The following is an 18198-nucleotide window of genomic DNA, read 5'->3' on the forward strand; positions in this document are numbered from 1 at the left end:
ACGGTTACATGGAGGGTTTCGAATAACGAACCTCTGTCACTAACTCCTGATAGCGTTCACCACTGTTATCTCCATCTGCCGGAAGAAATATGATGCCTTAGTTGGCTGTCTCCGGTATGCCGACCTGCCAGAACTGTGATTCATTTGTTACCCGACAATATGTTCGCGTCTTTACACCGACCGATGTGGAACAACCGCGAGTCTGTCCGAATTGTCCAGACAGAATCCGAGATGGTGCGGATGTTCGTGAAACACGATCTCCTCGAAACTGAACTCAACTTTACCGGACTTGATATCGGTACGACGACTTAGGTCCGTGTCGTAAAAACTAAACCTATATATCTATCAATCGGATTGACATAGTGTCGGAGTGTTACGGTGAAAGCGCCAAAAAGGTGTAGTCACTGACTCGCTGGTTTCGGTTAGTCGGAGACATAACTGGGTAACATCCCGATATCACTGCTTCCGACGAGGTGAGTTCTATGTGGGATGACCCTCTGTTCGAACTTTGCAGACTCAATTTCTACGGCGTTCAAGGATCGGTCTCAGCGCGATTCCATGGAGAGGGAGGGAAACACAAACATCCCACCAGCGGCCGAAATTTCCCACGAGCCCTTTGAAAAGGATTTTCTACCCGGGGTAAAAACCAGCCCTTCGATGACTTTGCGGACAAAGCTCCTCGTTGTCTGTCTCGTTCTCGCCTCTCTCGGGATACCCGCACTCACCACCGCGAGCGCGTCGGAAACGCCGGAATCTGCCAGCTCGGACTTGCATCCCGATATTGATGTCGATGACGTCCTCTTACGGGTAAATCTACAGGAAAACGGAACGGCAAACTGGCGTGTTGAGTATCGGGTTCAGCTGGACGACGAGAACGTTACGGACGCGTTCAAGCAGTTAGAGGCGGATATCAAAGCGAACGAATCAACGTACCGCGAGCGGTTTGCGACGCGGATGCGAAACACGGTACGGACCGCCGAAAATACAACTGGCAGAGAAATGACTGCTCGGCGCTTCACCGTTACCACCGACCGGCGGCAACTCCCACAGGAATACGGTATCATCGTCTATACGTTCCAGTGGGACGGGTTCGCCGAGACGACCGAGAGCTCAATCAGAGCCGGCGATGCGTTGGCAGGACTGTTCTTGGACAGTGAAACGACTCTTCTCATATCCTGGCCGTCTGGATATACGTCAACGACGGCGTCGCCGGACCCAAGTGAGACGCGCGAACGGACAATCGTCTGGACGGGACCGCTCGACTTCGGCTCGGGCGAACCGAATCTTGTCCTCTCTCCCACGGAGGTAACGACGTCACAATCCTCGCCGTCGACCACCGGTGAGACAACGACTGCAAGCGGAAGAGAGTCCAACGGGACCGGACTCCCAATGCCATTCATAGCGGGGGTGCTCCTACTGGTATTCGTTCTCGGGGGTGCTGTCTTCGCCGTTCGTGGACGCGGGAAAGCGACAGTTCCAGAGACTCCCATAACGAACGAGGAACCCAACACGACTGCGGACCCCGCAGACGAACTCATGAGCAACGAGGAACGCGTCCTCACCCTCCTCGAGGAGCGCGGTGGACGCGTGAAACAACAGACGATCGTGGAGGAGTTGGATTGGACCGGAGCGAAAGCGAGTCGCGTCGTCAACCGTCTCAAAGACGACGAGAAGGTAGAGGTGTTCCGTCTGGGCCGCGAGAACGTGGTTACGCTGCCCGATGAGGGTGGGACTTAAGTGTTTCTACCGTTCAACACCGTTTGAGAACGAGTTGTTTGAAAATCGCCGGACGTGAACGCCTTGGAGTTCGCTGAGAGATGGTGTAAATCGGTGTAATTCGGCGTCAGCGACGTTAGTATATATACCCTCCTGGGCTCAATGAGCGAACGAGATGCGCAGAACAGCAACTACGATGGCGATCGTGCTGGTCATCAGCGCGGTCGCGATGGTCCCCTTCACTGGGGCAGCGACCCAGAGTCCCGACACGCAAGTGAATTCGAACCCCGTTGCCGACGCGGCGGATCCCGCAAACGCGTCTACGAACGCCAGCACTAACGTGACGCCTGGCGGCCAGTTCATGGGCGTGATTGGCGTCCAGCAGTCGGAGCTGGACGGTGAAATCGCGCAACGTGGGTTCGGACTGAAGATTGCACGCGCAAACTCGAACGAGTCGAAGGCTGCGGTCGTCAACGAAACGGTCGCTGACCTCCGCCAGAAAGTCTCGGATCTCCGCGAACGCAGACAGCAGCTCCAAGCAGCCCATCAGAACGGTAGTATCTCCGACGCTGAGTACCGTGCGGAGATAGCGGAGCTCGCTGCCGAAACTGAGACGGCCAAACGACTGGCGAACGCAACGGCCAACGCGTCTGGTACCCTTCCCGAGGATGTGCTCGCGGAAAAGGGTATCAACGTTACCGCGATTCAGACGCTGCGGTCGGACGCCGCGAATCTCACCGGACCGGAAGTCGCGGAAATTGCCCGCTCTATCGCGGGTCCAGACGTCGGGCGTGAGATTGCAGAAGACCACCGCCCCGACGACCGCGGCCGGAACAAACGCGGCGACTCCCAGACTCAGCACAAAGGGAACGCGTCGGCTTCCAGTGGAAACCAAACGACTGGCAATGAGACGTCGACTCCCGGTGGTAACCAAACAACCACTGGTGATGAAACGACGACCAGTGGAGACGAGACCACTGACGGATCCGGGTCAAACAATAGTGGTTCCGACGCGGCCGGCAGCGGGCGAGATACTGGTGGATCCAGTCAGTAAGCACCAATGCACGAGACATTCGTACGTGCTATCGTCGCAGTTATAGTAGTCGCCGTGAGCGCCACGCCCGCCGCTGCGGGAACGGAGGCCGAGCCGTCGTTGGTAGTTTCGGTAGCCGAAGATGGCGACGCCGAAGTGACACTGACATTGACGTATGACCTGACCTCCGAAAACGAACGAGACGCCTTCAAAACGCTGGAGAACGACAGCGACGCCCAGAAACAGGTCCGTGATAGATTCCGCGACCGGATGGCGAGCGTTGCCGACAGAGCAGAGAACACGACCGGTCGCGCAATGAGCGTGGACAACGCGACTGTGAAGGTGTACGTCTCGGAGGACGGCAAGACAGGCGTCGTGAGACTCCAAGTTACTTGGCACGGATTAGCGGCCGTAGACGGCGATAGAATCGTCGTGACCGAACCGTTCGCGAGCGGATTCACGGCTGATCGGAAGGTGACGCTCATCGCACCTGATGGATACGAACGGACGGGTGCAAGTCCTGAACCGGGAACCACCTCTGACGGACAGCTTACGTGGAAGCAAGGAACGAGTTTAGATGGATTCGAAGTCGTGTTCAGTTCCGCCTCCGAGGAGGCAACGACTAGTCAGTCGACAGAAGAGCAAGCAGGCCAACGCGAAACGGACAAGCAAGCGTCGAGCGCAATAAGTGAGGTTCCCGGATTTGGGATCGCGATAGCGATGGTATCGTTGACTGCGGCCGGGCTCCTGGCCCTGCGGCAGCAGTAGAAGGGCTCTCCACCCCCTAATTCATCAAGTTAAAGCGAACTCGGACAGAGACACGGCTGACTATGCGTCCCCATTCAGAGGGGTAACTGGTAGTTCGATGCCAAGTTGTTGAAGGAGGGTTGCCGAGTCGTACACCGTCCAGACTTCGCTGATCTGGCCATCCGTAACTTGGACAATATCAATTCCTGATAGATGCATTTCATTGCCAGTCGAGTCAATCCCCCAGAAGGCCGCCTCGTGCGTCCCTTCAGCCGTCCACCGGACAGCAATCAGATCATCCGCCATGAACATATCATCAACGGTAAACGTGATGTTGGGGAACGCGTTGTGGAATGACGCGTAGTAGTGTTCGACGCGATCATGTCCCTGAATGTCCTCCAAGTGGGGGTCATGCAGTACAACGTCGTCAATGAGAACCTCGTGGAGGAGATTTGTGAACGTCTCGCCGGTCGCTTCGTAAAACCGCTGCACGGTCTCTTGGGTTTGAGTGTCAGAGGCCATGGTGAACTCCCAGTCTGGGTACGCTCCCCGTTGACATAGTGGTTTGGGAACCAATGACACGGTTCTTCGGGAACAAGCCAGACGGATCACAGACACCAAGATTGCATCAGTCAGTCGTGTAAGGTATTCGAGGAGCGCTTGCCAAGATAGTCCACTACAGCGTGGCATCCTGCTGTTCACACTGTTTTGGGCGAATACAATCTGGCGAAGGTCGTCAACTTCCATAGCAAGTCTATGTCCACGATGTGGTGGCTTTGAGGCCACACACCGACGATTGGACGTGCTACGAATTCGGCTGAGTGTCCGCGCTGTCAACTAAATCCTGCATTCGCAGAGTCGCGCGTTAACTCAGTCGTCTGCGTGTGATTCTGGCGTGAATGTGACGCCGTTAATCTCGATTTCTTCAGGCACACGACTGGTATCGTGGGTGCCAACCGGTGGGCGATTGACCTCGGCCGCAGCCCAGTGATCTAAATCCGTGTCGTCGTCGATGGCTGTCATCTCCCCATCGGCATCACGCGCGTCTTGGTCGATGCGCATCAAACAGAACTCTGCCCCGCACATCAAGCAAAAGCGGGCGTCCTTGTAGTTGTCGCCCGGCAACGTCTGGTCATGATACGCCTGTGCCCGTTCGGGGTCAGGTGCCAGATCAAACTGGCGTTGCCAGTCGAACGCATAGCATGCTTCCGACAATGCAACGTCCCAGTCACGTGCACCAGATTGCTCAGTCGCAACATCAGCAGCATGGGTTGCAATCCGATAGGCGGCGAGGCCGTCCCGGACATCGTCTTCTTCGGGAAGTCCGAGGTGTTCTTTGGGCGTCACGTGACAGAGCATCGCTGCCCCTGCACGTGCAGCCTCAGTTGCCCCGATTGCGCTCGTAATATGGTCGTAGCCCGGTGCTACGTCGGTGACGAGTGGCCCGAGGACGTAGAATGGTGCCCCATCCCACACCTTCTATTGCCGTTCGACGTTGATGGCGATGTCATCCAGTGGAACATGGCCGGGGCCTTCGACCATAACCTGCACGCCGTGATCCCATGCCGTCTGGGTGAGTTCACCAAGCGTCGCGAGTTCAGCAAACTGGGCGTCGTCGCTCGCATCGGCTAAACTGCCCGGCCGGAGGCCGTCACCAAGTGAGACCGTTACGTCATGTTCTGCGAAAATCTCACAAATCTCGTCAAATTTCGCATAGAGTGGGTTTTGCATCCCATTTTCCTCGATCCATTGGGCTAGGATTGAGCCACCCCGGGAGACGATGCCTGTTTTGCGCCCGTCGATGAGTGGTAGATGTTCCATGAGGACCCCGGCATGGATCGTCATGTAGTCGACACCCTGTGTGGTTTGCTTCTCGATGATGTCAAGGAGGAGGTCGTGCGTAATGTCTTCTGGACTTTCAGCGCGCTTGACAGCCTCGTAAATCGGAACGGTGCCAATTGGAATGGGTGAGTGTTCGATATTCGCTTCCCGAATGGTGTCGAGGTTGTCACCCGTCGAAAGGTCCATCACTGTATCCACACCGTAGTGAACCCCAGTATGGAGTTTCTCGAGTTCGCCCTCCAGATACTGGTTGTGTCGCTATTCCCGATGTTGGCGTTGACCTTGGTGGCGAATTCCCGGCCGATAATCATCGGATCAAGTGACCCATGTACGAATGAGCGGGAATAACTGCCTGTACGTCTGCAACTTGGTTTCGGATGAACTCTGGGTCGCGGTTTTCACGCTCGGCGACGCGCTTCATTACAGGTGTGATCTCTCCAGCTTTGGCTCGTTGGAGCTGCGTTTCTGCCATCGATAACCCAGTTTTACTACCGGTCATATAGCGGTTGGGTACCCGTATAGTCCGCCTGTTGCATGTCAGTAGCCCACTCAATGCTTTTCCATCAATCTATCCCTCTCACAAGTTAATTATTAGGACCTAGAAAATTAATGGTATGGCACAGACGGTAATTCCAAAAAGATACTGAGGCCAGTAACGGAGACTATGCCGATACCTACCCTATTATGAGTTCGTCCTGTATAGAGGTCAATTACTTCGAGACGCCAGCTTCTTCGAATGTCGCCATTTCTCTGTGAGTACTGCAAGCACCGCGAGCGACCGAAATACCGATTGCCGCTCCAGTTCCCTCACCAAGGCGCATCTCAAAGTCAAACAAGGGATCTAATCCGAGTGCATCGAGTTGTATGGCGTGGCCCGACTCGACCGAAGAGTGTGACGGAAGAAGGTACTCGGCAACTCCTGGCTCAATTTCGACAGCAACAAGGGCAGCTGCTCCCGTGATGAACCCATCAACAACGATTGGAATACGCCGGGATGCACCCTCAAGAACGACGCCTGCAAGTCCACCAATTTCGTATCCACCGACTGTGGCGAGGACGTCGATTGGATCGACTGGGTTCGGGTTGTGCAGATTCAACGCCTTCTTGATGACAGCAATCTTTTGCTCGTAGCTGTCATCATCAATCCCCGTCCCTCGTCCGGTGATGTCTCTAATGGATTCGCTAGTGAATGTAGTTGTTACTGCTGCACTCGGTGTTGTGTTCCCGATTCCCATATCCCCAAGTCCGAGAATATCCGCGTTGAAAGCATGCACCGCTACCACTTCACGACCCGCCTCAATCGCAGTAACAGCCTCCTTGCGGGTCATGGCGGGTTCCTCCGCAATGTTGGCAGTTCCGTAGCCAACTTTTGCATCTATGACCCCCTCTATATTGATGTCTGTCGCAGTGCCGACATCGACGATAAGATTCTCGAGATCCATGGTACGGGCTAGTACATTCACTCCAGCACCACCCGCCGCGAAATTCTCGATCATCTGCTGGGTTACCTCTTGAGGGAAAGCACTTACACCCTCTGTGACAACCCCATGATCGCCTGCCATCGTCACCACAACCGCTGAGTCAAGTGCTGGTTGTGGGTCACCAGTTATACCGGCAATTCTAACCGAGAGATTCTCCAAGCGACCAAGGCTTCCCGGTGGCTTTGTCAAGTGTTGCTGATGTGTTTCGGCTTCGTCTCTTGCGCTCCCGTCTATCGGCGGGATATTCACATTCATGCTCTCCTCTGTACACAGCCAGGAAGTAAGAGTTTCCACCTATACTTGTTATTGTACAATCTTACTTGTGAAGGGCGTAGATGCGTCCACTGGTTAGGTCACTCTCAGCGATCTTTGCGTTGAGAACTGTCTCCCCGGATGGCAGGGAACGAGTAGACATAGGTTGGTCGTCCAGTTAGCTGACTGGACGGAATCGGGAGTCCTCCTCTACCACCCATCCCTAATTACACACGCGATATTTTGGCAAATTGTTGGATAGCCGTGGTGCGAGTTCCTTCCACTGAGGACGGGATCTGTCGCGAAAGACGGGATTTGCACAAAAAGAAACGGCGTTAGTTACGTGTCGTCAGGCGTGTCCGCCGCTTGCGCAGTCGCAGCCTGCAGGTCCACGCCCACGTCTTCAGGCGTCAGGACATCCGGGAGATCCTCATCTCGCTCCTGCTGTATATCCGCCAGAATCTCCTTGAGATACGCGTTGAACAGCTCCGGGTTCTCACTCATCGGGAAGTGGCCGATTTCGGCCATCTCAACAGCCGTTGCGCCCTCACCGACACCCGCAGCCGTCTCGCGACCGTCTTCGGGCGTGGTCAGGTAGTCGTACTCGCCGTTAACCACGTACAGCGGGCATTCTTCGGCGTTGACCTGGTCGAGCTTGTCGCGGTAGTCGTGATCGACCGAGTAATAGTAGAGATCACCCTTGAACACACCGGTGGCACCTTGTTCGTACAGGTACATCGTCTCGCGGCGTGCTTCTTCGGGACTCTGTTTTGCCATCAGTCCCCAACACGAGTAGGCGTTGACTTCAGTCGTATTCACTTGGGGGTGATCCAGCCAGTCGATGTAGAAGCCCGGACTGTATGCTCCACATTCAAGTCCGATGAGTGCTTGGAACCGTTCGGGATACCAGTCAGCGAGTTCTAGCGTGATGTTGCCGCCCATGCTCGACCCCATGTACACGGGGTCCTCGAGGTCGAGTGCATCCGCAATACTGACAATCGTCTCAGTAAATTGGTCTGCATTCAGCGTGTAGTCTTCTTCCCACCAGTCTTCGCCCTTCGGCGGGACCGACTTACCGTGGAACGGAAGATCGTACGCGATGACCCGGAAGTCTTCGGTGATGTCGTCATCGGTGAGAACGTGACGCCATTCCTGGTTGTTACAGCCAGCGGTGTGTTGACAGAGCAGGGGAATCCCGTTTTCAGGACCGTTTTCTTCGAAGTAGATGCGGTGATCGACCCCGTCGATCTCCGTGTGAACGTACTTACCCGAAATCGGTTCGATTTGGTCGTTGTCGGTTGTACTCATGTTAGAGGCCACCTCCGTTGTTGTTGGTTTTGCGCATCAGGTCGAGTGCGCGCTGGAACGCGCGTAGATTCTGGAAGATCTTTTTGTTGTTGCCGGTCAGTTGGAGATGACCGTCCTCGTTCTGCACGGCCGATCGATAGTGCGAAGCGATAATTTCGTGGTTGAAGGCAGGAGGTGTTTCTTGGACGAATTCTTCCCAGGCAGTGCGGTCGCCTTCCACGCCAAATGACCATTCTTCGTTCATGCCAGGGTTGGCCACCACGTCGTCAACTTTGCCACCGTCCATCTTGATCAGGAACCGGTCGTCGCCGATTTCGACGTAGAAGTTCTCGTTGAACTTATCGTGACCGCGCACCTGCATTTCCTCGTCGGTGTTCACCGTCTCTTGGTAGTGGTCCCACCAGTCGTGACTGGCAAATTCTGAGGGACTGGAGTCTGTTTCACTCATTGGTAGTTCTCCCCCGTGTGGGGGCATCACACTACCATGGATGATAATAAAAGATTATTCATCAGTTGCACAACACCATAGAGAGAACAAAAATGACGAAATAATCCCATATATTCTTTTGCTCTGCATCTCTTATTTTAATTCAATCAAAAAGTATATATGCTGGCGTCTGTACTGGAATTCACTTACAGACAGCAACAATTGCAGACAGCATGAGCTACCCACCCTAAGCAGTGGGTTTCGTCTCGCATTTTCTATAAAATCCCTACCCCGAATACTGACCGACAGCAATTATCAAGCGCAGTCACTCACAACGTCGTACCCGTGTTCTGCAAGGGCTTCCACGACGTCTGTCGGCAAAGTCCCGAGGAGTGTACCTGCTGATTCAAGTTGCTGGTGGGCGACATCAGTCTCCACGAATACAAGGGTTTGACTGTTAGTAAGCGAATGCCATCTCGTCACTTCGACAACAGGGGCATCCATATACTGCTTGTACGGTCGTTCAGTTACTTCGACCCGGACCTCACGGCCATTCTTGGATATGGATACTGAATCGGTCATGGATTGCACATCCGTAGTGTGTGTGATGCCGCCTCAACTCACGGAATCCATTGGATGTTGCTGTTCTGTACGAATAGGCTGCGCGGCCGTTCCGAACCGTTCGAGGCGTCAACAAGTACATACGGCACTGCTGCAACGGTTTGGACTGTTGGAACACCACTCAACAATAGGCCTGGTGCGTGGTCAGGTGGTCACGCCCTACACATCGACGTTGTAGTACCTCAGTGAACGCTGAAAGACCCTAAAACTGGCTGAGACGGGCGTCAAAGTTAAAATGGTCCAGACGGGAGAGTGCAGTCACAGTGAGCAGCATTCACAACAAAATTCACGGCGTGAATACCGACGTGTATTCTCTCGAGGATACCATCCATCGTGGCCTCAACCTCCAAGTAGGCGCAAGGACACCATCGTCAGCGACTATCACGTAAGCATCGACGGGCGACTCCGGCACCACGGACGCCGTGTATCTTGGTGCCGACAGCGCCAGCATGTTGAGCCTCTATGTCAAGGCAATCGCGCTACGAGGCGGCGTTCACGGTCATCCGTCGATGACTATCAGTAGGTCGCAATACCTCACATACCAGCCACCACTCTACTCACCATTTGTGCGTGGATTAGTATGTGTCGCATGTCGGTGTTGGACAACCATAGCGGGTATCTGAACGAGATGGCCCGATTTCAGAAGATCTACGCGTGCGGTTGGTGGCAGTCTGTCATATGCCGACCCGACAGAATTTCGAGTCGTTTGTGACTCAGCAATATGTCCGTGAATTCACGCCGATTGAGGTTGACCAGCCACGGGCCTGTCCTAACTGTGAGGATAAAACCCGGAGTGGATCGGACGTTCGTGAGAAACGGACCTGAATCGGCTGGTGTGGTACTCAGCTCAGACTGGCGTATGAACACAAGACGCACTAAAGTCGAGACGGTCGCCGTTCAAAGCGCCTAAATTGTTAGGGTAAGTTGTGAGGATAAGGATGGGAGCGACAGGAAACGGTCAGTCTGACGGCGTGGTTGAAGTCGAATTCGAGAATACGAATCCAGACTACCCCGTCGTCAACGTCTCTGAACAACTCGACTGTACGGCCGAACTTGAACATCTCCTCCCCCAAGGCGACGGCGGGTACATCGTCTTCTACCGGATTGCAGGCGTCCCACCGGAGGAGATTTTGGCGATGGCCGACGAGTGCGCCAATCTCGAGGCAACGCTGTTGAGTGAAGGGACTGACGACGCACTGTACGAGATCCGCATCACGAATGAAAAGCAGTTTTTCGTGGTGACACTGACTGACGCCGGCGCCATCCCGCGGGAATTGACGAGTACCGATGGCGTGGCCACCATTGTGGCGGACGTTCCCGCTCAGTACGATGCCTCGGCGGTGATTGACCACGTCTGTACCGCTCATCCTGCCATGGAGGTGGTGGCACGCCGCCAGAAAGACCACGAGATACCTGTCTTTAATCACAGTGACTTCCAGAGTGTGTTGAAAGAGGCGTTGACCTGCCGGCAGTATCAAGTGCTGATGGCGGCCTTTTTGGCGGGTATTTCAAGTGGCCCCGCGAAAAGTCAGCGGAGGAGCTGGCCGAGGAACTCGATATCTCCGCACCCACGTTCACTCAACATCTTCGCATCGCCCAACAGAAACTCCTAGCGTTGCTCTTTACCGTGTAGCGCCACGCGCTGAGTACGGAAACGCTCGCAGCACCTGTCGGTTTGAGGGGCGAACAGAATTGTTCAAACACGATTTATAAGAGGAACTGGTCAGACGGAACCGTAAACGTGGCTTCCGTAGCCATCGTCCGAATCGTATCTTGTCAGCAGTAAAGGACTAATATCCACACCGACAATCCGTAAATAAGACTCCCCCTCTAGACATGTGTTCAGTACCTAAAGAGACTAATACACACTCAATATTGGACGACGGCTACACCGATAACTCTGAATAAAGAACCGAGCCACCAACTCTTGTTTAGGAAGAATAGGCCGTTTTGCACGAACCAAACGGTTATGGCGGTTCGGCCACCTAGTACTCAAATATGAGCCAGGGACGTGATGATGCAGGGCGGTACGAGGAAACCGTGACTGAACAGGATATTCTCAAGGTGTTTGATTACGAGGATGATCCCGTTCTTACTGCCTCTGAAGTTGCTGAGGGACTGCGTCGATTTGGAAAACAGATAACTCGTGAAGGGACGCGGAATCGTCTTAATCAGATGGCTGAAAAGGACTTAGTAAGCCGGAAGAAATTCGGTGCTAGGGCAGTCGGATGGTGGGCTGAGGTCGCTCCTGAGCTAACTGAGGCGACTGCCGAAATTGTTGATAGTCGTAAAGATACGGATGAGTGGACAGAGCTGTAGTGACCTATGGCGACGGTTCTGTTGCACCCTGACGTCAAGAAGAAGTTGCAATCACTTCCTGATGATATCGAAAATCGGATTCGGTCGAAACTGGAAGAAGCAGGAGCGAATCCCGGTCGGCATCTAAAGTCATTGAAAGGGCGACCCGAGTATTCGCTTCGGATGGGGAAGCGTCGAGCGATAATTGATTGGATAAAAAATCAGGACGAGCTCAGAGTGCTAGAGATTGATACACGGGACACAGTTTATCAGTAGTTCTCGTATTTCCGTGTTCTAGTAGTAGTTGGTAGTACGGTTTCTTTTCCCAGTCTGTAGCCCGTAGCTGGTTCGGCAGTTTACTTAATTAAGGCGCTGTATTCAACGCGGCAGTTCTATCAAACTCTGAATATTTCAACAAAGCCTCCGCTTACTCTATCCGGGGGAGGCAAAACTGCCAAGAGCGCCCACCGGCCTATGCGCGTACGTTGCGCCGATATGTCGGCGAGTGACCGTGAGTCCAGTCAGGGCTTTCGATAGATTTCGAGGAAACACAGTCGTCGGATTGTATGGTAGAATCTTTATGGTTCTATTTGGCTCCACTGAATATCTCAGTAGCTGCCAAGTTAGTCACCAACGACTGAAGTCGCGGGCTTCTACCTCGACCTCTTATGAAAACGTTGTGTCGAGTTCAAGCAGGTTCGAGTTCGTCCAGCGTGTCGCGATGAGTTCGGACGGTCGCCCGTGAAACGTTTGCTGCCTCTGCGACCGACTCCTGTGTGAGCCTGTGCTCGTCCTCGTTGGCCGCAACCAACATCTGTCCAAGATTATTATAGTCGTTTCCTGTTATTGCACACAGCCGCGGAATCAGTCATTCCTGTGTCGGTGATTCGAGATAGGTTTGTAGAGCGTCGACGACAGTCTGGACGAAGGATTCCTCAAGTCGGCCCTGCCGTCGGACAATCGCGGTGTGCTTCGGCGATGCAACAGCCCACGGTGACGCGTAACTTTCCCGGGGCATGCCGCCCTCAACCCAGTCAGACTCGTCGATCGGAATTCCCTCGTCATGGGGTGTTGTCGTCAACGTGACCGTCATGTACTCCTCGTCACCGAACGGATGGCTGTCGTTGTTCAGAATCAGCCACGGCCGTGGATTCTCACCTGATTTGAAGGGGTCCGGACCCCAGACGACATCTCCTCGCTGATAGCTCATTCAGTATCCTCGTCGTCGACGGCGTGTTCCAACCACTCGTCCATGTCCTCTTCACCGAAGCGGTCGTTGGCAGCCCGGGTACTTTCGAGCATACTAGTGTAGGCTGCAACGTTGTCCTCCTCGCCGAGAGCCCAGTAGTTGCCTTTGTGGCGAACGAGTCCACGATCCTCGAGCCGCGAGAGGACGACGCTAATGCTCCCGGCTTTGACGTCGGTCGCATCGCGGATTTCGCTCTGCGTGAATGCCTTGTCAGGGTGTGCAGCGAGGAACCGCATGACGCGGTCAGCGTTTGTCTCCCCCGAGTTCTGGAGTCGATCCGATGGTGATGATTCGAAGGTGTCGATGTCGATGGGCATGTGTATTTGTATGTCGTAGGTTGTATTAGATGTATCGACGTATTTCTAGCACCGTACCAATAATCTCCCGGTATCCACCCCAACCAACTAATTCGGGGACACCCAATCTACACGTAATGGAGAGTTCGCGGACGCCGATTGAATCCGGTGAGAAAGCCGCGCTCAACTACCTCGAGCAGTATATTGATGCGGACGAGGAGAAAGAAAGTCTTACACGAGAAGACGCTGTCGCACATCTCTTGAAACAGGGCGTCGAACGTCCCGACGCGCGAGCGCATATCGAGCAACTGCTCCTGAAGGGGTATTTATACGAGGTCAACGAAGAGTTGCGGATTCCACCACGAGATTGGTGAGAGCTGACGTTCCTCGGCTGAGGAGACCTACCCTCGGGCGAATGGCTTGGACCGTCTAACTAGCCGGGTGGGACTGAAAGAGGCTCGTCGCGGCGCGCATCGCTTGGTCGCCTCAGCGTGGCCCTATCGGCGGGTGGGTTGCGCCGATATCACGCTGAGCGACCGCGCCCGCGGCGAGGGGCTTTCGAAGTTGTCGTCGACTCCATCGGTTCTCTCCTCAAGGACATCGTCTTGATACCGGCGCCGTGGCTTCGCTCACTACGGGGCCAATTCTTACTCGGAGTGGTTCTCAATGTCGTCGATGACCCAAGCAAGCACCTCCCCATGGCAGAGCGGATAGGAGACCCTCAGTAAACCTCGTGACAGACCATTGCGAGAGTAGCCGTCTTCGAGCGGATACTGATTGCTAAACCAGCCGCGCTCCCCGCTCTGCGTGTAGATACTGGGTAGCCACCGCTGCGAGGGCGGCATCGGCCTGCTTGCCACGTTTTAGTTCTTCGAACGCAGTCACTGTACCTCTTCCATCTCGTCGGTCTGGAGGTCCTCAAGACGCTCCTCACCGTACTGTTCGTCTGCTGTTTTGTGGTGGCGGTGGAGCCGGTAGGCCGATTGGAGTCGTTCCTTGTCGTCCGTGATTGCCCAGTACGGGCGCTTGTGCCGGACCACCCCGCGTTCCTTCAATCGCGAGAGGATCGCGCTCACAGCGTCCGTCTCCAACCCGAGTCGTTCGGCGATCATTGCCGCCTTCCATGCTCGGTCGTCATGCTCGTCGAGGCACAGTACGATCTGCTCGGTGTCATTCCGTTCCTCAATTTTGTCGCCGTCGGCGCCATCGAGTGCGGCGTCAAGTCGATAGTCTTCGTCTGGAGGTGGGTCGTCAACACATCGAAGCAACACGGCGACGACGTGCTTGCACGTTCCTGGCCCGTCATACGGACAGTCGCACCTCGGAGCAAACCCGTCGGTAGCGAGGTCAACACGGACATCGTACTGACGGCTGCCGCTCACGACCGCAGTTACGGTGGTGTCGACGCGGTGAATCTTGCGGATACAGCCCTCAGCACGGTATCGTTCGCCGCGGTCGAAGACTGCATCCGTGCAGATTTCCCGAACCGCGTTCTCGGTTATGTCCATGTGCATGGATAGTCTTCCAGCGCAAGCGGGAAAACCGATACGTCGCTCTCGCTTTCGCTCCGAATCGGAACGCTCTCGCTCTGCGAGAACCCACAATACTGTCGCAGTACCGTACCAACACCACTACGGGCGCACCGGGATATTGACGTATCTCAAAGTGGAGATCTCTTCCAGACTCACGCAGTAGTCATCCTCACGGCGGGTTTGACGCACTATTCAGCTGGTCGACGTCGTCATCTTCGTACGCTGCTCGCCACATTGCATGGACGGCACGAGTTACGAGTGAGACCTCGGTCACGTCGATACACGACGGTTCGGCGTCCGTTGTCGCGGCCTCGGGCGGAGGGTGGAAATGAACCTCGGGAGAGTGTGTGTTCGGGTGCCGGTCGAAGCGCCAGTTGACGTCGTCGCTATCGACATAGTGAAACGAGTACATCCCGAATTCGCTCCATTGGATATCGAGCCGAGCGCTCTCGGCGTCGCCGAGCCCATCGCTGAGACTGATCTGCAGTTCAGTGGGGGCGACGACGTCATCGTACGCCGTTGCGTCGACGAGCGGCTCGAGTTCGAGCCAGAGGTCACGAATCCGCTGAAGCGCCGGGAGATAGATCGGCCCGAACTCGCCGGCACGGTCGTCGTTGCTCATACAGCGAGCTGGTGGCTGGCCTCATCGTACGCGAGTGCTGCTTGGGCGACGGCGAGATTCTGCCGCGTCGTTCGCCACGCGGTAAGGTCGTCCCAGCCCTCCGTCTTGCCGGCGTCGAGCTGCTGGGCGAGTTCTTCAGGTGACACCACATCGTAGCGGTCCTCGTAGCGCCGGATCTCGGCTTTCATCTCCTTGATACTGTCGAGCAACTCCGGCCGATTGACTTCCTCACGCAGCTCGCGGATCCGGGACATCAAGACCCGGTCACTGTTTCGCTTGTACAGCGTTGTTTGGCCATCCTGTTCCGTCTCGGCAAAGCCCGTGTTCACGAGCGTCTTGCAGTGTCGACGTGCCGTCGGCTCGCTCACGAGGGCACGGTCGGCAATCTCGGCAGCCGACTGCCCGTCGTGGGTCTGTTCGACGATTTCGTACACTCGCTCGAACGGCGTGGTGTCGTCTTTCCAGTCTGCCTTGACCTGCTCGTTGACGTCATCCCACGTCTCGGTCATACTGGGTGCTACGCGCTCAAGGAACAAATAATTTCCTGGGAAAAATATCTAACGACAGTGCTTGTAGGCGAACGTTGTCAGGCTACCTGCTCCTCTACCGTCTCGTGATGCGTCCGAACCGTGATGGGCGGGACGTCCCTGAACTCGGCAACGGCACTTTGCGTCACCCATCAGCCCTCTTCGCAACGCCTCGGATGAGGTTTGGGTGCAGTGCTCGCTCAGTTTGGTGACCTCTTCGACGACAACCATACTCGCTCTCGACGGGTAGCAGTTAGATAAAACCTGTCGAGACGGCCATTCGAGCCGACTGGCCGCCAGGATTCACTCACTTAAGGGGGAGGGCGGTGAGTGGGGGCGAGGGAGTGGATCCAGCCCTAGCGTTAACCAACACCGTGGCGGGACTGGTCGAGAATGTTGGTTAAGTCTAGCCGCTATGGCGTCTGGGGCTCTCCAACTGGCTTCACACGAAGGTGTCTGGCTCGCTGGCTGCTCCCTCACCTGCACATTCTGCCAGCGTCGAGGGCGACCGCGTGAGTTGGGTAATGAGTTCGTCTCGAACGGTTCGTCGAGGGACGGTGGTCTCGTGCCAGCACAGCCGGTCGTCAAAGTGTCGCTTTTGGAGCTGCTTGCCGACGTCGTCGCCGGTGCCGTACTGCATCTGCGTCAACCGCCCGACCTGCCGGGAGACGAAAACACCGCTCACGGCCTTGTGCGGGAGCTCGACGAGCGCACACTCCACGAGCGCGACGACCGACGTTTGATCCCGGTCGGACAGGACCGTCCCTCAAGGTCCGCCCACGGCGCCGCACCGTCGGGGGTAGTTCCTGCGTGATGCGCTGTCCGTGTTTCGCTGCGTCGTTTCGAAACCATCGTCTATCGGGGGCACTTCATGGGCCACACCACCCCTACGCGAGGGCGACAGACACCACCGAAACGTACCCACTCAAATTACGCTATAAATCTAATACTTCCGTGATTCCACTACCCCTGTGATGGCCCCTCGGCCTGAGAGAGGCGGTGGTCTTCGCACATTGCATATCGCCTCTTTCTTTGGACGAAAATCGCGATATGCAAGGCGAAATAACGGACTCAATTTGCGGAAGAGCCCCGTCGGGCAGATTTTCGGCAGCGGGCCGGGCGGTCGTATCATCGAGGCCGACGTATGAGCCGCGACCGAGATCGAATCGAAAACAGAAGCCCGAGCTGCCGGAGGCACGGGCGTGGGCACGCGAACGGAGGACCGCCCGCTCTCGGAGATACGGCGCACCATCGCCGAGTGACTCGGAAAGAGCGACCGAGAGGCCGTTTACGTCACCGAACAGCGAACCGCGGACAATAAACACAGGGCACGCCCAGCCCCCCAACACCCTCGGGCACTCCCGCTACTCTGAACCTCCAGGACGACTCCGGCCCGAAGCTGGCCTGGTTCGGTGCGCTGGAGTGGCGAAAGCCCGGCGGCCCGTGGGCCGCCCGGAACGTGGAGGCGGGCGGGAGGAGGTGCCCGAGGGCGGTCGCGGTGCGGAGACGGTGCGCTCCATAGAAAAAGAGAGCCGAGCGAGCTCAGGTCGCGATCCCCGACGCGCCGCACGCCAGGCAGTCAACCTCGCAGGGAGTCGAGCCCGATGCGCTCACAGGCGAGGCGGAGTGTTCGTCGCAACCGTCCTCTGGTTCGTAGGTCCACTCGATTGCCATATCTCCCGGTCTCGGGTCGTTCGGTTGTATTACTTGACCGCCCGAAGGGCGGCGACCGACCGCAGGGAGGGAGCCTCGACGACCGGAGGGAGGAGAGGGCAAGTTTTACTTCCGAACGACCCGGTTCCGGGATGGCAATCGATGTGGTCCGGAGAGAAGAGGAACGGTCCGTCGACCGACGCCGACGCCATGGCGCATCGGCGACGACGGTCGAGGTGACTGCCCCGGCGGCGCGATGGGCGCGACCGCCAAGCGAGCGAAGCGGGCGCTCGGTGACACAACTCCCAGGCGCGGTCGCGACCAGCTGGCCGATAGGAGCCGGCGGGCGCTCGTCGACGCCACTCCCAGGTGCCGTGCTGTCGCGGAGCGAGCGAAGCGAAGCGGGTGCGGTGGCGAAAGCCCGGCGGCCCGTGGGCCGCCCGGAACGTGGAGGTGGGCGGGAGGAGGTGCCCAAGGGCGGTACTCCACACCAAAAAAAGAGCCCTCGTTCCGGCTATTCGACCGGCCGCCGCTCGACGCGCTCGCTGTTCTTCCACGCTTCGCTCATCCAACTGACCTCCGGGAACACCGTCT

At 56.2% G+C, this 18198-nt stretch carries 18 protein-coding genes and 4 pseudogenes; 9 read left to right on the plus strand and 13 right to left on the minus strand.

Features of this window, described 5'->3' with window-relative positions; all coding sequences use genetic code 11:
- Positions 1-116 precede the first annotated feature (116 nt).
- The 4 genes from ACQUQF_RS22445 (at position 117) to ACQUQF_RS22460 (ending at position 3517) form a co-directional block, all read left to right on the plus strand.
- A complete protein-coding gene (locus tag ACQUQF_RS22445; RefSeq protein WP_435181484.1) occupies positions 117-272 on the plus strand; it encodes a DUF7563 family protein in 156 nt (51 codons plus the stop codon).
- A 217-nt stretch (positions 273-489) separates the two neighbouring features.
- Positions 490-1737 (plus strand): helix-turn-helix transcriptional regulator, encoded by a 1248-nt coding sequence (locus ACQUQF_RS22450; protein WP_435181486.1) that lies wholly within the window; start codon positions 490-492, stop codon positions 1735-1737.
- A gap of 154 nt (positions 1738-1891) precedes the next feature.
- Positions 1892-2770 carry a DUF7096 domain-containing protein gene (locus ACQUQF_RS22455; protein ID WP_435181488.1) on the plus strand — a complete coding sequence of 293 codons (879 nt, stop codon included), beginning with the start codon at positions 1892-1894 and terminating at the stop codon, positions 2768-2770.
- Positions 2771-2776: 6 nt separating this feature from the next.
- The gene (locus ACQUQF_RS22460; RefSeq protein WP_435181489.1) at positions 2777-3517 is read left to right on the plus strand and encodes a DUF7345 domain-containing protein; all 741 of its coding nucleotides are present in this window, start codon (positions 2777-2779) and stop codon (positions 3515-3517) included.
- 60 nt (positions 3518-3577) lie between these two features.
- On the opposite strand, the gene ACQUQF_RS22465 is transcribed toward ACQUQF_RS22460, so the two are convergent.
- The 6 genes and pseudogenes from ACQUQF_RS22465 to ACQUQF_RS22490 form a co-directional block, all read right to left on the minus strand.
- Positions 3578-4018, minus strand: a complete 441-nt coding sequence (locus tag ACQUQF_RS22465; RefSeq protein WP_435181490.1) for an ester cyclase — start codon at positions 4016-4018, stop codon at positions 3578-3580.
- A gap of 348 nt (positions 4019-4366) precedes the next feature.
- Positions 4367-5810: pseudogene (gene thiC / locus ACQUQF_RS22470) on the minus strand (phosphomethylpyrimidine synthase ThiC).
- Between the two features lie 238 nt (positions 5811-6048).
- Complete coding sequence (gene cobT, locus ACQUQF_RS22475; RefSeq protein ID WP_435181491.1) at positions 6049-7074, minus strand: nicotinate-nucleotide--dimethylbenzimidazole phosphoribosyltransferase; 1026 nt, start codon at positions 7072-7074, stop codon at positions 6049-6051.
- 336 nt (positions 7075-7410) lie between these two features.
- Positions 7411-8379, minus strand: coding sequence for an alpha/beta fold hydrolase (locus tag ACQUQF_RS22480; protein ID WP_435181493.1), 969 nt, complete (start codon positions 8377-8379; stop codon positions 7411-7413).
- 1 nt (position 8380) lies between these two features.
- Positions 8381-8827, minus strand: a complete 447-nt coding sequence (locus tag ACQUQF_RS22485; protein ID WP_435181494.1) for a hypothetical protein — start codon at positions 8825-8827, stop codon at positions 8381-8383.
- A gap of 294 nt (positions 8828-9121) precedes the next feature.
- Positions 9122-9388, minus strand: a complete 267-nt coding sequence (locus ACQUQF_RS22490; RefSeq protein WP_435181496.1) for a hypothetical protein — start codon at positions 9386-9388, stop codon at positions 9122-9124.
- 717 nt (positions 9389-10105) lie between these two features.
- Here ACQUQF_RS22490 and ACQUQF_RS22495 point away from each other — a divergent pair.
- The 4 genes and pseudogenes from ACQUQF_RS22495 (at position 10106) to ACQUQF_RS22510 (ending at position 11746) form a co-directional block, all read left to right on the plus strand.
- Entirely contained in the window at positions 10106-10252 is a 147-nt protein-coding gene (locus tag ACQUQF_RS22495) for a DUF7563 family protein (RefSeq protein ID WP_435181498.1), read from the plus strand.
- 113 nt (positions 10253-10365) lie between these two features.
- A pseudogene (locus tag ACQUQF_RS22500) lies at positions 10366-10773 on the plus strand (bacterio-opsin activator domain-containing protein); the annotation flags it as partial.
- Between the two features lie 194 nt (positions 10774-10967).
- On the plus strand, positions 10968-11060 hold the full coding sequence (locus tag ACQUQF_RS22505) for a helix-turn-helix domain-containing protein (RefSeq protein ID WP_435181517.1): 93 nt from the start codon (positions 10968-10970) through the stop codon (positions 11058-11060).
- Between the two features lie 365 nt (positions 11061-11425).
- A complete protein-coding gene (locus ACQUQF_RS22510; RefSeq protein ID WP_435181500.1) occupies positions 11426-11746 on the plus strand; it encodes a winged-helix domain-containing protein in 321 nt (106 codons plus the stop codon).
- An 847-nt stretch (positions 11747-12593) separates the two neighbouring features.
- Here the strand turns inward: ACQUQF_RS22510 and ACQUQF_RS22515 are convergent.
- Entirely contained in the window at positions 12594-12935 is a 342-nt protein-coding gene (locus tag ACQUQF_RS22515; RefSeq protein ID WP_435181501.1) for a type II toxin-antitoxin system PemK/MazF family toxin, read from the minus strand.
- Positions 12932-13291, minus strand: a complete 360-nt coding sequence (locus ACQUQF_RS22520) for a MarR family transcriptional regulator (protein ID WP_435181502.1) — start codon at positions 13289-13291, stop codon at positions 12932-12934. The genes ACQUQF_RS22515 and ACQUQF_RS22520 overlap by 4 nt, the downstream gene beginning before the upstream one ends.
- A 116-nt stretch (positions 13292-13407) precedes the next feature.
- Between ACQUQF_RS22520 and ACQUQF_RS22525 the strand changes: the two genes are divergently transcribed.
- Positions 13408-13644 (plus strand): hypothetical protein, encoded by a 237-nt coding sequence (locus ACQUQF_RS22525; protein WP_435181503.1) that lies wholly within the window; start codon positions 13408-13410, stop codon positions 13642-13644.
- Between the two features lie 507 nt (positions 13645-14151).
- Here ACQUQF_RS22525 and ACQUQF_RS22530 read toward each other — a convergent pair.
- The 5 genes and pseudogenes from ACQUQF_RS22530 to ACQUQF_RS22550 all read right to left on the minus strand — a co-directional run bounded on the left by ACQUQF_RS22530 (position 14152) and on the right by ACQUQF_RS22550 (position 16803).
- Positions 14152-14457 carry a MarR family transcriptional regulator gene (locus tag ACQUQF_RS22530; protein ID WP_435181518.1) on the minus strand — a complete coding sequence of 102 codons (306 nt, stop codon included), beginning with the start codon at positions 14455-14457 and terminating at the stop codon, positions 14152-14154.
- Positions 14455-14778: pseudogene (locus ACQUQF_RS22535) on the minus strand (SWIM zinc finger family protein); the annotation flags it as partial. The pseudogene ACQUQF_RS22535 and the gene ACQUQF_RS22530, both read right to left, overlap by 3 nt.
- Before the next feature lie 193 nt (positions 14779-14971).
- The gene (locus ACQUQF_RS22540) at positions 14972-15424 is read right to left on the minus strand and encodes a hypothetical protein (protein ID WP_435181504.1); all 453 of its coding nucleotides are present in this window, start codon (positions 15422-15424) and stop codon (positions 14972-14974) included.
- On the minus strand, positions 15421-15933 hold the full coding sequence (locus tag ACQUQF_RS22545) for a winged helix-turn-helix domain-containing protein (RefSeq protein WP_435181505.1): 513 nt from the start codon (positions 15931-15933) through the stop codon (positions 15421-15423). The genes ACQUQF_RS22540 and ACQUQF_RS22545 overlap by 4 nt, the downstream gene beginning before the upstream one ends.
- A gap of 431 nt (positions 15934-16364) precedes the next feature.
- Positions 16365-16803: pseudogene (locus ACQUQF_RS22550) on the minus strand (hypothetical protein).
- Between the last annotated feature and the right edge of the window lie 1395 nt (positions 16804-18198).

The sequence above is a fragment of the Halorussus sp. AFM4 genome (assembly GCF_051194995.1).
Taxonomy (GTDB): domain Archaea; phylum Halobacteriota; class Halobacteria; order Halobacteriales; family Haladaptataceae; genus Halorussus.